Below are 12,573 nucleotides of genomic sequence, written 5' to 3' on the forward strand. Positions count from 1 at the left end.
AGGACCCCGTCTTGCGTCATGCCGTCCGCCCTATGACCTTTTTCATGCCGCGCAGCCGCGAGGCGGCATGTCACCCGGCCCTGTGTCTGGTGGTCTGCATGTTTCTTCTGGTGGCCCCGACAGGATCCGCAAGATCACAGCCGGCTCCCGCTGCCGGCGGCGCCTCCGGGCAGGCCGCCTTCGCCGCCACGCCCACACCTGTCCCACTCGCATTTTCAGTCTCCGTCACCCGGGAAGTTCTGGTTGCAGCTCTCGGCTTTCTGGAGCCGCGCACGCTTGAAGCCCATTCCGCGCGGGATTTCTGTGTCTGGGGACTGGATGGTCTGACAGCCATTGACCCGACGCTGTCCGTTACCGAAACGCAGTCTGCAGCTTCGGAGCCAGCAACGGCACATACTCCGGGTGCTGCCATGGCAGCGGAAAAAACTGCTGACGCGTCTGCACATGCCCCGACCGTGCTGAACGTCCTTCAGGGACAGACAGTCATATTCAGCCGGGCCATGCCTGCCGCGGACAGCAACGGCGCCTGGGCCGATCTGGTGACGGCTGCCATGCAGGCAGCCTGGCAGCATTCCTCCACCCTGCGCGACGCCGGATCAGATGCCCTTCTGCAGGGCTTCTTTGACGAGCTTTTCAATCATCTCGACCCCTATTCCCGCTATCTTGGCCCCTCGCCCGCCATGTCGGACCGCACACGCCGGACCGGCAATACGGGAACGGTCGGCCTGAGCCTGGGACAGAGCGGGCGGACGATCGTGATCACCGCCGTTAACGCCAACGGCCCCGCCTGGGAAGCCGGCGTGGACATGGGGGAGCGTCTGGTCTCCGTCAACGGACGGACGACGCGCGGTCAGGATGTCGCCACGGTTCAGGCATGGCTGGATGGTGAAGAACATACGGCCGTGACACTGGGAATCGCCGCGAAAGGACACCGGACGACGACCGTTCGGCTGGAGCGCGCGCAGGTGCCACCCGAAACCGTGTTTGCCTCGACGGACGGACCCTTCACAGTTCTGCGCGTCACCTCCTTTTCGACCCAGACGGCCGAGGAAATCAGCCAGTACATTGATCAGGTCGTGGACGAGCCGACGCCGGATGCGCCTTCACAACCCGCAGACAGAAAAAAGGCTGCGGGGATCATCATCGATCTGCGCGGGGATCGTGGTGGTGTTCTCCAGCAGGCCGTCACCACGGCAGCCCTGCTGCTGGATCACGGGGTTGCCGTGACCACGCATGGCCGAAACCCTCTGGCCAACCACATCTGGGCCGTTCAGGGTGGGGACATGACCAATGGGACCCCCGTGGCAATTCTCGTGGATGGACGGACAGCGAGCGCGGCTGAAATCCTGGCCTCCGCCCTGGCCGATCATCGCCGCGCCGTCGTGATCGGCAGCGAGACGCTGGGCAAGGGACTCGTGCAGGTGATCGGACAGATGCCGAACGGGGGCGAACTGTTCGTGACGTGGAGTCGCAATCAGGCTCCACTTGGCTGGCCGATCCAGGGACTGGGCGTCATGCCGCAGGTCTGCACATCGCTCGGCACGGACTCCCTGCAGGCCCAGATCTCTGCGCTCAAGCAGGGAAACACCCTGCAGGCCGAGGCCGTGCAGATGGCGCGCGCGGCCCGCTATCCGGTTCCGGTTTCGAAAATCCTCGAGATCCGGAAGCACTGTCCGGCCGCCATCGGTTCGGACGCCGACATGGACGCAGCGAGGGCACTGCTGTCTTCCCCCGCCGCCTACAGGGCGGCTCTGGAGTTTGTTCCTGACGAGAACAGCGCGCCCCTCCACTAACCTTGCAGGATGAACGGAAAACAGTCATGGGCGCACGATTGAAAACGGGACTGTGGGTACGGGCTGTCCTGCGCCGTATTTCCTCGGACGGCACGTCTGCCATGGTCCTGAAGAAAGGTGACGAAGACGCCGGTGCGGTTCTGATCGTCCTGACGGACCGTTCGGGAGGACTCGGTGTCCTGCGGGAAGACGGCTCCGACTGGGCCCGCGTGGACGCCCACGATCCGGCCAGCGTGGACGCCTATCTGGAGCGCCAGAAGAAATATGATCCGGACCTGTGGATCATCGAACTGGAGATGCGGGATGTCTCCCAGCCCGTGGAGCGAACGCTCGGATCACGGCGCCTCGATCTGGACGAAGAGGCATAAACTGTGGGAGGGAAGACACAGCACATGGCGAACCTGCCATAAAGAAAACCGCATGATGCGGCATTGTGCTGTGTGATGCGTTGCCATCGTCCGAGCTTTCGGCAAGAACACACACAGATAAGGTTGGCAGATTTGGCTGGTTGGAGAGAAATGGACATGACGCAACGATCCGTTGTCAGGACCTGGCTTACCCGCGCCGGGTTCACTGCAGGCGTTTCGATGCTCGTCATGGGTGCCGCAACCGCACAGCCCGTCAAAGGCCTGTATGTTGCAGGCGAAGGCGGTGCGAGCTTCAATCAGGACCAGACCGCACGCCTGTCCCCCGTCTTTCCGAGTGGTCGTGACCACTACCAGGCCGGCGTAACCGGTATTGGCAGTCTCGGCTATGGGCTTGGAAACGGTTTCCGGGTCGAAGTCGAAGGCAACTATCGCAATAACCGCCTGCAGCAGTTCCGCTCCAGCACCTTCCCGTCATCTGTCGGTGGCCGTCAGCAGGGTTATGGCGTCATGGCCAATGCCCTGTTCGACATGGATATCGGCAAGTCTTGGGTCTTCCCGTATTTTGGTGCGGGTATCGGCTATGGCTGGCAGGCGATGAACACCTATGTTCATGCTCCGAACGGCGCCTTTGACCAACACGTGGGCGGCACGACCGGGAACTTCGCCTATCAGGGCATCTTTGGCCTGTCCTTCCCTGTTCCCTGGGTCGTGGGCCTGTCGGCCACGGCGGAATACCGCTTCTATACGCTCATGGGTCCGAACGGGCATCATGCTACGGCGACCGGTATTTATGGTGGCTGGGACAAGACCAAGGAATTCGGGGTTTCCAGTGGTAACCGCGATACGCGCACGGACTTCAATCATTCCCTGATGCTGGGGCTGCGCTACGAGTTCAATCCGGCGCCCCCGCCGCCGAAGCCGGTTGCAGCTCCCATGCCGATCCCTGCCCCGGCCCCCACCCGCACCTATCTGGTGTTCTTTGACTGGGATTCGGCTGAGCTGAGCGCCCGCGCCAAGGCTGTGGTGGCTGCTGCGGCACGCAATTCCACGTCCGTGCAGGTCACGCATATCGAGGTCAGCGGCTATACCGACACGTCGGCTGCCCATCCGGGACATCGTGGCGAGGCCTACAACATGGCGCTCTCGCAGCGCCGTGCGAACACGGTCAAAGAAGAGCTGGTGCGTGATGGCGTAGCCGCAGGGCTGATCACGACGCAGGGCTTTGGCGAGAGCCACCCGCTGGTGGTTACCGGCCCCAACACCCGCGAGCCCCAGAACCGCCGGGTGGAAATCGACTTCAAGTAAGACGGTCTATTCGCGATCCGGCCAACCGGCAGTCTCACAGGGGACTGCCGGTTTTTTTATGTCTGTCGGGAATAAAAAAGGGCGGAGAGAAACCTCTCCGCCCTTTTGGATCCATCAGCGGGATGGACGCTTATTTCTTGCGGCGCACCGTGTGACGAACAGTCGCCTTTTTGGCGGTCGTCTTGGTCGGTGTCGGGGCGACAACGGCAGGCGGCTTCGGAACAACAACGCCCGTCGCATCCACCGTGGCGTGGATCGTCAGGTGTTCACGCTTCTGACCCCCACCGGGGATCAGCTCGGCCGTGAACGAATCCGTTCCGGCATAAGCCGTAGCCGGCGTGTAATCCACGTAGGTCTTGCCATCGTAATTATAGAGGAAGGCCTTGCCGTGTGTTGGTGCCGGACTGACGCCGAAGGAGGCATAGTTGCCACCCATCGGCTTCTGGATGGCAATGGAGCACAGTCCGTCATCACTGCGGACCGTCATGTCGACACTCATTGTCCCGTCCGCAGCCTTCTTGACGGCGGAGACGTGACAGACAGCGGAGGTCCGCTGGTAGCCGAAGGGATTCGGAGCCACGGAACGCTGGACGATCGGCTGCTGGGCACAACCGGAGAGAAGCAGGGATACGGCAAGTGCCGAACCCAGGGTAATGGCAGAACCTCGCAGACGCACGGTCAACTCCAACGCATCGTGACTGGACATGCCGCGTTTTCACGGCGGACAGACGTTCGGATGTAGAACAGGACAGCACGGGGCGAAAGACTGCGTGAAGGGACAGCGGCCATTTTGACGGTATTTTATGCCTGATGGCGGATAAATTGGTGTTGAGAGGGTATGCGCCCATTTTCTGCCACGAAATCATGTTTCGGATTAAGGGCTTGCCGCACGTTCCTCAGACGCAGAATCAGCTTTCGCAGGGGGTCGACCGCGGGTAGTCTGTTCCAGTGGTTGTGGCCGGTCGATCCGGTCTTGTGGAGTCTGTCAATGCCGTCGATCTTTCGTCGTTCCTTCAAGAGCCTGCTTGCTGTCGGGCTTTCCTGCGCTACGCTTGCTGCCGTTCATCCCCTGTCCGCCCGCGCTGCGGACTGTGGCAATTCGCCCGCTCACGAAGCCTTCGATGTGGCCGGCCTGAAGTCCGAGCTGATGGTGACGGCGCTGTCCTGCAAGGCGCAGGAGCGTTACAATGCCTTCGTCGGCAAGTTCCGCCCGGCCCTGCTGAGCGCCGATGAGCGTCTGAACAGCTATTTCCGCACGACCTATGGCCGCCGCGCCCAGGTCGAACATGACGACTACATCACGCAGCTTGCCGACATCCAGTCGCTGGGCGGCCTGAAATCCGGTACGGTTTTCTGCCAGCAGCGCGAAGCCATGTTCGACGAGATCGACGCGCTGGAAACGGCATCCGACCTGGCGCATTACGCTGAAGCCAAGGACGTGGCCCAGCCGGCCTCTTATGAGAGCTGTGAAGCCCCGGCCACAGTGGATCGTCACTCCCGCAAGGGCGTAACAAAGCGGGCCACCACCCGTCGCACGAACCGCGCCTGAGCCAATCTCTGATCCTGTCGCGAAGCGTTCGCTTGACGTTCCGTGACGGGACGGCGACAACGCAGACATGAGCGATCTGTTCGAGTCAGGAAAGACAGGCAAAACCCGGGCCGGCGGCACCCGCAAGGGGACGGTCGACACGGAATATGGCGCCCACGACATCGAGGTGCTGGAAGGGCTTGAGCCCGTCCGGCGCCGTCCGGGCATGTATATCGGCGGCACGGATGATACCGCATATCATCATCTGGCCTCCGAAATCCTTGATAATGCGATGGATGAGGCGGTAGCGGGGCACGCCACGACCATCGACGTGCGGCTGGAAGGCCCGCGCACGCTCATGGTGCGCGACAATGGCCGTGGCATTCCGACCGATCCCCATCCGAAATTTCCCAAGAAATCCGCGCTTGAGGTGATTTTCACCACGCTGCATGCGGGCGGAAAGTTCTCCGGCAAGGCCTATGACACCTCCGGCGGCCTGCATGGCGTCGGCAGTTCGGTTGTCAATGCGCTGTCCGAGAAGCTGGAAGTCGAGGTCGCGCGGGACAGGACGCTGTACCGGCAGGACTTCGTGCGCGGCGTCTCGCTGGCACCGCTGGCAGAAGTCGGCAATGCGCCCAACCGTCGCGGGACGACGGTGCGTTTCACGCCCGACCCGGAAATCTTCGGCAATCATCATTTTTCCCCTGCGCGCCTCTACCGGATGTGCTGCTCCAAGGCGGCACTGTTCCGGGGGGTGACGATCCAGTGGAAATGCGAGCCCTCCCTCATCAAGGCCGGGGACGAGACACCGGTTGAGGCCACGATCCAGTTCCCCAACGGTCTGGAAGACGCCCTTTCGGCGGAACTCCGGCCTGATCCGGATCTGCTGACGCCGATCTGGGCCGGCGATGTCGAACTGCCGATTGCGGCAGACGGTCGCACGGGCGGACGCGTGGAATGGGCGGTGGCGTTTCTTGAAAGCGGTACAGCCTCGCTGTCCTCGTTCTGCAACACGATTCCCACGCCACAGGGTGGTACGCATGAGGCCGGGTTCCGCGCAGCTCTGGTCAAGGGGCTGCGCGCCTGGGGCGATCAGCGTAAGGTCAAGCGGGCTGCAGCGATCTCGGCCGAGGACGTGCTTGGTTCCGTGGCGGCCAAGCTCTCGGTCTTCATCCGCGATCCGCAGTTCCAGGGCCAGACCAAAGACAAGCTGACGTCGCAGGAAGCGTCCCGGCTGGTCGAAGGTGCGCTGCGTGACCGTGTGGATCACTGGCTGGGCGGCAACCCGCAACAGGCCGACACCCTGCTGGCCTTCATGGTGGAACGGGCGGAAGAACGTCTGCGCCGCCGTGAGGTCAAGGACACGGCCCGCAAGAGCGCAACACGCAAGCTGCGCCTGCCGGGCAAGCTGACGGACTGCACGCGCGAAAATGCAGTCGAGACGGAGCTGTTCCTCGTGGAGGGCGAATCGGCCGGTGGCTCGGCACGTCAGGCGCGTGACCGTGAGACGCAGGCCGTGCTGCCGCTGCGCGGAAAGATCCTCAATGTGGCGTCTGCGACAACGGACAAGCTGCGGGCCAATCAGGAACTCCGGGACCTGACCGAGGCTCTGGGCTGCGGCATCGGGGCGTCGTTCGACATCAGCCGTCTGCGCTACGGCCGCGTCATCATCATGACGGATGCCGACGTGGACGGGGCGCATATCGCCTCGCTTCTGATGACGTTCTTCTATCGCGAGATGCCGGAGCTGATCCGTCACGGGCATCTGCATCTGGCGCAGCCGCCGCTCTATCGCATCACGCATGGGCCCAAGACGGTCTATGCGATGGATGATCAGGACCGTGTCCGGCGCATCAAGGCCGATTTCAAGCCGAATGCGAAGGTCGAGGTCTCCCGGTTCAAGGGCCTGGGTGAGATGCCGGTGAAGGATCTCAAGGAAACGACCATGGATCCGGCCCGGCGTACGCTTCTGCGGGTCATCACCCCGGCCGAAGACCGCCTGGCGACCAGTGAGCGTGTCGAAAGCCTCATGGGCCGCAAGCCGGAGCTGCGCTTCCGCTTCATTCAGGAACATGCCCGATCCGTTGACGAGCTCGACGTCTGAGCGTGTCGTCACCGGCCAGTACCACGGAGTCTCATAGCCAGCTCAAGGCCGTCGGATGTCTGATTGGAGGGATCTCCTCCTTTCAGATCGGCGCCACACTGGCGAAGGGACTGTTTCCCCTGTTCGGTCCGACCGGCATGGTGGGACTGCGCGTATGTCTGGCGGCCGTGATCCTGCTGTCCATCTGGCGACCAACGCGGGGGACCCTGACGGTCGAGCGCGTGAAGCTGCTCCTGCCCTATGGCGCATCCGTCGCGGTCATGAACTTCTGTTTTTATGTGGCGCTGGTCCGGCTGCCGCTTGGCGTTGTTGTCGCCCTTGAGTTCACAGGCCCCCTGACGCTGGCACTGGTCGGGTCCCGCCGATGGCTGGATCTGTGCTGGGCCGGGCTTGTGGTTCTGGGACTGTTTCTGCTGCTGCGACCGGAAGGCGCGACGGTCGGCCTGTCATCGCTCAACCTGTTCGGCGTAGCGGCGGCTCTTCTGAGCGGGTGCGGCTGGGTGGTCTACATCCTGACGGGCACGCGGATGGGCAGGATGTTTCCTGCGCCCGTTGCGACCACTTTAGGCATGAGCACGGCGGCGATCATCCTGCTGCCCTGCCTGATCCCGACGATCCCGACGGTTTTGACCCATCCCTGGCAGGGCGGCGCCGCGCTGAGTGTGGCCGTCCTGTCCTCGGCGGTGCCCTATATCCTGGACATGATGGCGATGCGGAACCTGAGCCCGCGTGATCTGGGCATCCTGTTGAGCATGGAGCCCATGCTGGGCGCCCTTTCAGGATTCATTTTCCTGCATGAGGCGCTGTCGGTCATGCGCTGGATGGGCGTTCTGTGTATTGCCGCTGCTTCGGCCGGGAATGTCCTGACGGGTCGACAGAAGCCGCTGCACTGATCGTCATCAGCTGAAAACCGGCGGAAATATAGGGATGGGCCGTATTCTGCTCCCTTGACCGGGCCGTAGCTCGGGCGCCAGATGCGGGCATCATGTCTGCCCATGCTTTCCCTTCAACCCGACGGTCCCGCGCCTGTGCGCTTGCGGTCATCGTCGCGGTGTTGCTGGGATTTCTGGGGCAGCTTGTCCTTCAGGGATGTGCCTATCCCGAAGAAAGCCCGCGGGCGACGATCGAGCGCCTGACGGGAATCGACATTGCGCCGTCACACGCGGTGATGGCGGAACCAATGCCAGGCATGATGGCCGGGCATCATCACCCCCACCATTCCCATGATGGCAGCTGCCCGCTCTGCCCTCTGTTGCAGCTTCTGGCGGTCATTCTTGCCAGCCTGCCTGTCATGCCGGGTTGTGGAACCGTCGGGCGCCGGATCCGGCAGAAACCGGGTGCGCCACGTGCGCCACCGGCGATCCGGCGTCTGCTTCCCCCGTCCCGAGGGCCTCCCTGCTGCGTCTGAACTTCATCGTGGTCATGGCGGAGGATGAAGGGTTCTGCGGTCTGCTTTTCTGAAGCGGGTCTTCAGGGCGTGCTCCGCCGTGACTGGGTTTTCAGACCAGTCGAGGATGTGGATCATGCTCCCTCTCTTCAGCGTCCGTGCAGGCGGAAGCGCATGCCGTGCATGTACGCTTCTTGCCGCCATCGCTTTTTCCCTGAGCGCTTTTCCAGCAGCGTTTGCGCAGGATGACGCTTCTCCGCCAGAGTCTGTTGAAGCGGGCAAGGCCGAACAGCTGAGCGTCATCGGCGTGCGCCAGCCACGAACGACCAGCGCGGATACGGCCCATCTTCTGGATCATGCGCTGGGCTACAGCACCTATTCCGCAGGCGGTGTTTCCGCCCTGCCCGTCCTGAACGGCATGGCCGATGACCGCGTGGCGACACTCGTGGACGGAATGCGGATCGATGCCGCTTGCCCCAACCACATGAACCCGGTCATGTCCTATGTCGATCCGGACAGCGTCTCCCATGCCGTGGCGATTGCGGGCATTACGCCTGTCAGTCTGGGCGGGGACAGTATCGGCGGCACCGTGGAAGTCGAACGGAAAGACCCGCTGTTTGCAAAGACAGGCAATATCCTCGTGACGGGGCATGTGCGTGGCGATTATCGCAGCAATGGCGGCGGGTCAGGGGCTTCGGGTTCCCTGACGGTCGCCAATGACATGTTCAGTCTGCGCTATACGGCGTCCTATTCCCATGCCAGCGACTATCAGGCCGGCGGAGACGGGAAACAGGTGCGCTCTACGGAGTATCTGAGCTTCAACCATGCCGTAACGCTGGGCATGAAAAAGGCCAATCATCTGCTGGCCCTGACCTTTGGGCAGCAGGATATTCCGTATGAGGGCTTTCCCAACCAGTACATGGACATGACGAACAACCGTTCGACCTTCGTGAACGGCAAGTACAAGGGCGACTTCAACTGGGGCACGCTGGATGTGCGCGGATCCTGGCAGCGGGTGACGCATGTCATGGACATGCTGTCGGACAAAGGCGGTCACAGCGCGACTACGGGCATGCCGATGAACACGGATGCCCGGACGGCGGCCTATGCGATCAAGGCGACCATTCCGCTCGGGCTGAAGCATACGCTGAAGCTGGGCAGTTCCTTCGACCATAACGGGCTGAACGACTGGTGGCCGCCTTTGCAAGGCAGCATGATGATGGGGCCTGGGACCTATCACAACATCAATAACGGCCATCGGGACCGGCTGGGGCATTTCGCGGAATGGGATGCGCAGTGGCTGCCGCGCTTTTCCACGCAGCTTGGATTTCGCAATGATCTGGTGATGATGAATACGGGCAAGGTCGCGCCCTATTCCTGGACCGGCATGATGGCGATGGCGGATGCTGCCGCCGCAGAGCAGTTCAACCGGGCGTCACGCGGCCGGACGGACGTCAATTTCGATGTTACGGCAACGGGGCGGTGGAAACCGTTGGACAGTCTGTCCATCGAGGGTGGCTATGCCCGCAAGACGCGCTCGCCGAACCTGTATGAGCGGTATGCCTGGGGCATGGGCAGCATGGCGACGCGCATGATCGGCTGGTTTGGCGACGGCAACGGCTATGTCGGGAACCTGAACCTGTCTCCCGAAGTTGCCAATACCGCCAGCATGACGGTGGACTGGCATGATCCGGAAACCACGCGGCGCTGGGATCTGAAGATCCAGCCATTTTATACCTACACCCACAATTACATTAACGTCCGGCGGCTGGAGAGCTTTTCGAACGGGCTGTCGATGCTGGGGTTCGTCAACCACAACGCCCAGAGCTATGGCATCAATGCCTCAGGGTCCGTGCGCCTATGGGACAGGCCAGCCTATGGTCGCGGAGAGCTTGTCGGAAACATCAACTGGGTGCGTGGCGTGGATCTGGTGACGCATTCGGGGCTGTATCACCAGATGCCGGCGAATGGCGTGATCGGACTGCACGAGACGTATGAGAACTGGACGGGACGCGTCGAAGTAACGCTCGTGAAGTCCAAGGACACCGTAGACTGGCTGCGCAACGAGCCCCGCACGCCAGGCTATGCGCTGCTGGGGCTTGGGGGGAGCTATCGCTGGCGGTATTTCACGCTCAATGCCGAACTCGCGAACGTGCTGAACCAGAGATACTACCTGCCGCTCGGCGGGCTTTCACTGGGTGACTATGACGCCACGGGTGTTCTGGGGCCGTTGCCAGGAATGGGGCGGTCCTTCAACATGAACCTGACCGCCTCATTCTGAAAAGACCGGGCCGGGAGAACCGGGAGCGCGTCAGACGCTCTCGGCAACCCAGTTCCGCTTCTTTGTCGCCAGACCGATGCCCGGATTGAAGCAGTTGCACGGATCGAGACTGCGGTAATGCTCGACCATTTCCTCGGGCGCCTTGTAGAGATGCCCGACATTATGTTCGGCCGGATAGCGGGCACCGCGGGCGTCCAGTCCGGGGAGCATGTCATGCTCCACCTTCATGGCGTTGTAGCCCTTCTTGATCACGTAATCCTGGTGCATCACGTGGCAAAAGAAGTGGCCGTAATAGAGTTTGACGATGATCCGGTCCTCGATTTCCTTGGGGAGGACCTCGAACCACTCACGGTCATTGCGGCGCAGGGCAACGTCTAGCGCCACGATGTCTTCAGCGGTTTTCGTATGGACCGCACGGTAACGCACGGCGGCACCGGCTGCGGCGAAGCGGTGCAGGAAGGCGCGTGTGCCTTCATCCGGTGTACATTCGAAGAAGGCGCCACCCGTGCTTGAGGCCCACTGCTCCAGATAGGCGCGGACGGGTGCGGTCATATGGGCGGAGACCTTGAGCATCAGATGATGCTCGAAGCGGTCGCGGTAATCGCACATGCGCTGGGGAAGCTGTTTCGGCAGAAAGCGGCTGATAAACTGCATTGCCAGATCGCTGAAATGATTCGGCAGGAATGGCAGTCGCTGTGCGAAAACGTCGAACCGGGACTTCATGGAAAAGAACATCGGCAGGTATTTCGTGCCGAAATAGCGGATGACCGCAAAGGTGTCCTTGCCGTATTTTTCGGCAATATTGAACGCATCGCGGTGCAGGTATTCACCGGCGATCGGCAGTTCGTCGAAATGGGTCAGGGCGTGACGGCGGAGGTCTTCGAGGTCGGATGTGTTGTTCGTCCCGATATAGAACACGCCCGGATTCTTGTTGGCTTCGAACGTGTCGAGACGGACAGCAAACACGACCAGTTTGCCCGCACAGCCTGCGGCTTCATACCAGCGGTTGGGATCGGCATTGAAGCGGGCGGGGGTATCGGCATCCACGTCCCGAACATGGGTGGCGTAGTTCTCGTCATGACCGCGACCGGCCTTCCAGTCGATGGCGCTTTCCGGAAGCTGACCGGCCTGTACGGCGGCAAGGATCTGCTCGGGATTGCCTTCAAGACGGATGCCGAGATGGTTGACGAGGTGGAGCTTGCCGTCCTCGCCCATCTGGCCGAACAGGGCCATCTCGGTGAAGGCCGGTCCGCGCTGCACCAGCGCGCCACCAGAATTGTTGCTGACGCCGCCGAGAACCGAAGCGCCGATACAGGACGAGCCAATGACCGAGTGAGGTTCACGGCCGATCGCAGCCAGTTTTTCTTCTAGATCGTGCAGGGTGGAACCCGGCAGGCAGACGACCTGCTTGCCCTGACCGATCAGGTGGATGCCGTCCAGGCGGTTCGTGCTGATGATGACAACATCGCGATCGTAGTCGTCGCCGTCAGGAGTAGAGCCGCCGGTCAGGCCGGTATTGGCGGCCTGCATGATGATGATCCGGCCCGTCTCGGCGCAGAGCTTTGCGGCGCGCCACAGTTCCACCAGACTGCTGGGCTGGAGAACCGCAACCACGTCGCCCATGCCGAATCGGAAGCCCTTGCGGAAACGGTAGGTTGCGCTCGGCTTGGTCAGGACGTGGCGCGCGCCCACGATGGCACGGAGGGAATGAATGAGCGAGGCGTTGCTGACCTCGGAACTACTTTTCAGGGACGCTGACATTCTGTTGTCTTTCCTACCGCCAAAGTGATCGCAGCTGGTCCTAACA

General features: G+C 62.1%; 10 protein-coding genes. 8 read left to right on the forward strand and 2 right to left on the reverse strand.

Annotated features, from left to right (window positions below):
• Positions 1-44: 44 nt before the first annotated feature.
• The 3 genes from ACJ2A4_RS06920 to ACJ2A4_RS06930 all read left to right on the forward strand — a co-directional run bounded on the left by ACJ2A4_RS06920 (position 45) and on the right by ACJ2A4_RS06930 (position 3,466).
• Positions 45-1,793: a S41 family peptidase gene (locus ACJ2A4_RS06920; protein WP_408872260.1), complete on the forward strand. Its 1,749-nt coding sequence runs from the start codon at positions 45-47 to the stop codon at positions 1,791-1,793.
• Between the two features lie 26 nt (positions 1,794-1,819).
• Entirely contained in the window at positions 1,820-2,161 is a 342-nt protein-coding gene (locus ACJ2A4_RS06925; RefSeq protein WP_062507646.1) for a DUF1491 family protein, read from the forward strand.
• 156 nt (positions 2,162-2,317) lie between these two features.
• Positions 2,318-3,466, forward strand: coding sequence for an OmpA family protein (locus ACJ2A4_RS06930; RefSeq protein WP_062507644.1), 1,149 nt, complete (start codon positions 2,318-2,320; stop codon positions 3,464-3,466).
• Between the two features lie 130 nt (positions 3,467-3,596).
• Here the strand turns inward: ACJ2A4_RS06930 and ACJ2A4_RS06935 are convergent, their stop codons facing one another.
• Positions 3,597-4,142, reverse strand: coding sequence for a hypothetical protein (locus ACJ2A4_RS06935; RefSeq protein WP_408874120.1), 546 nt, complete (start codon positions 4,140-4,142; stop codon positions 3,597-3,599).
• A 312-nt stretch (positions 4,143-4,454) separates the two neighbouring features.
• Here ACJ2A4_RS06935 and ACJ2A4_RS06940 point away from each other — a divergent pair, with 312 nt between their 5' ends.
• The 5 genes from ACJ2A4_RS06940 (at position 4,455) to ACJ2A4_RS06960 (ending at position 10,766) form a co-directional block, all read left to right on the forward strand.
• Positions 4,455-5,015, forward strand: coding sequence for a hypothetical protein (locus ACJ2A4_RS06940; RefSeq protein WP_062507642.1), 561 nt, complete (start codon positions 4,455-4,457; stop codon positions 5,013-5,015).
• Between the two features lie 67 nt (positions 5,016-5,082).
• Entirely contained in the window at positions 5,083-7,098 is a 2,016-nt protein-coding gene (parE, locus tag ACJ2A4_RS06945; protein ID WP_408872261.1) for a DNA topoisomerase IV subunit B, read from the forward strand.
• A 2-nt stretch (positions 7,099-7,100) separates the two neighbouring features.
• Positions 7,101-7,991 carry an EamA family transporter gene (locus tag ACJ2A4_RS06950; RefSeq protein WP_408872262.1) on the forward strand — a complete coding sequence of 297 codons (891 nt, stop codon included), beginning with the start codon at positions 7,101-7,103 and terminating at the stop codon, positions 7,989-7,991.
• A gap of 92 nt (positions 7,992-8,083) precedes the next feature.
• Positions 8,084-8,506 carry a DUF2946 family protein gene (locus ACJ2A4_RS06955; RefSeq protein WP_408872263.1) on the forward strand — a complete coding sequence of 141 codons (423 nt, stop codon included), beginning with the start codon at positions 8,084-8,086 and terminating at the stop codon, positions 8,504-8,506.
• Positions 8,507-8,621: 115 nt separating this feature from the next.
• Complete coding sequence (locus tag ACJ2A4_RS06960; RefSeq protein ID WP_408872264.1) at positions 8,622-10,766, forward strand: TonB-dependent receptor; 2,145 nt, start codon at positions 8,622-8,624, stop codon at positions 10,764-10,766.
• 30 nt (positions 10,767-10,796) lie between these two features.
• Here the strand turns inward: ACJ2A4_RS06960 and dld are convergent, their stop codons facing one another.
• Entirely contained in the window at positions 10,797-12,527 is a 1,731-nt protein-coding gene (gene dld, locus ACJ2A4_RS06965; protein WP_408872265.1) for a D-lactate dehydrogenase, read from the reverse strand.
• Between the last annotated feature and the right edge of the window lie 46 nt (positions 12,528-12,573).

Origin of the sequence: Gluconobacter roseus, from assembly GCF_046058915.1 — a bacterium.
Classification (GTDB): Bacteria; Pseudomonadota; Alphaproteobacteria; order Acetobacterales; family Acetobacteraceae; genus Gluconobacter; species Gluconobacter roseus_A.

What these genes read in the sequence shown, in the direction of transcription:
- ACJ2A4_RS06920 (WP_408872260.1), top strand. Translation starts at nt 45, where the DNA reads ATGCCGCGCAGCCGCGAGGCGGCATGTCACCCGGCCCTGTGTCTGGTG.
- ACJ2A4_RS06925 (WP_062507646.1), top strand. Translation starts at nt 1,820, where the DNA reads ATGGGCGCACGATTGAAAACGGGACTGTGGGTACGGGCTGTCCTGCGC.
- ACJ2A4_RS06930 (WP_062507644.1), top strand. Translation starts at nt 2,318, where the DNA reads ATGACGCAACGATCCGTTGTCAGGACCTGGCTTACCCGCGCCGGGTTC.
- ACJ2A4_RS06940 (WP_062507642.1), top strand. Translation starts at nt 4,455, where the DNA reads ATGCCGTCGATCTTTCGTCGTTCCTTCAAGAGCCTGCTTGCTGTCGGG.
- parE (WP_408872261.1), top strand. Translation starts at nt 5,083, where the DNA reads ATGAGCGATCTGTTCGAGTCAGGAAAGACAGGCAAAACCCGGGCCGGC.
- ACJ2A4_RS06955 (WP_408872263.1), top strand. Translation starts at nt 8,084, where the DNA reads ATGTCTGCCCATGCTTTCCCTTCAACCCGACGGTCCCGCGCCTGTGCG.
- ACJ2A4_RS06960 (WP_408872264.1), top strand. Translation starts at nt 8,622, where the DNA reads ATGCTCCCTCTCTTCAGCGTCCGTGCAGGCGGAAGCGCATGCCGTGCA.
- dld (WP_408872265.1), bottom strand. Translation starts at nt 12,527, where the DNA reads ATGTCAGCGTCCCTGAAAAGTAGTTCCGAGGTCAGCAACGCCTCGCTC.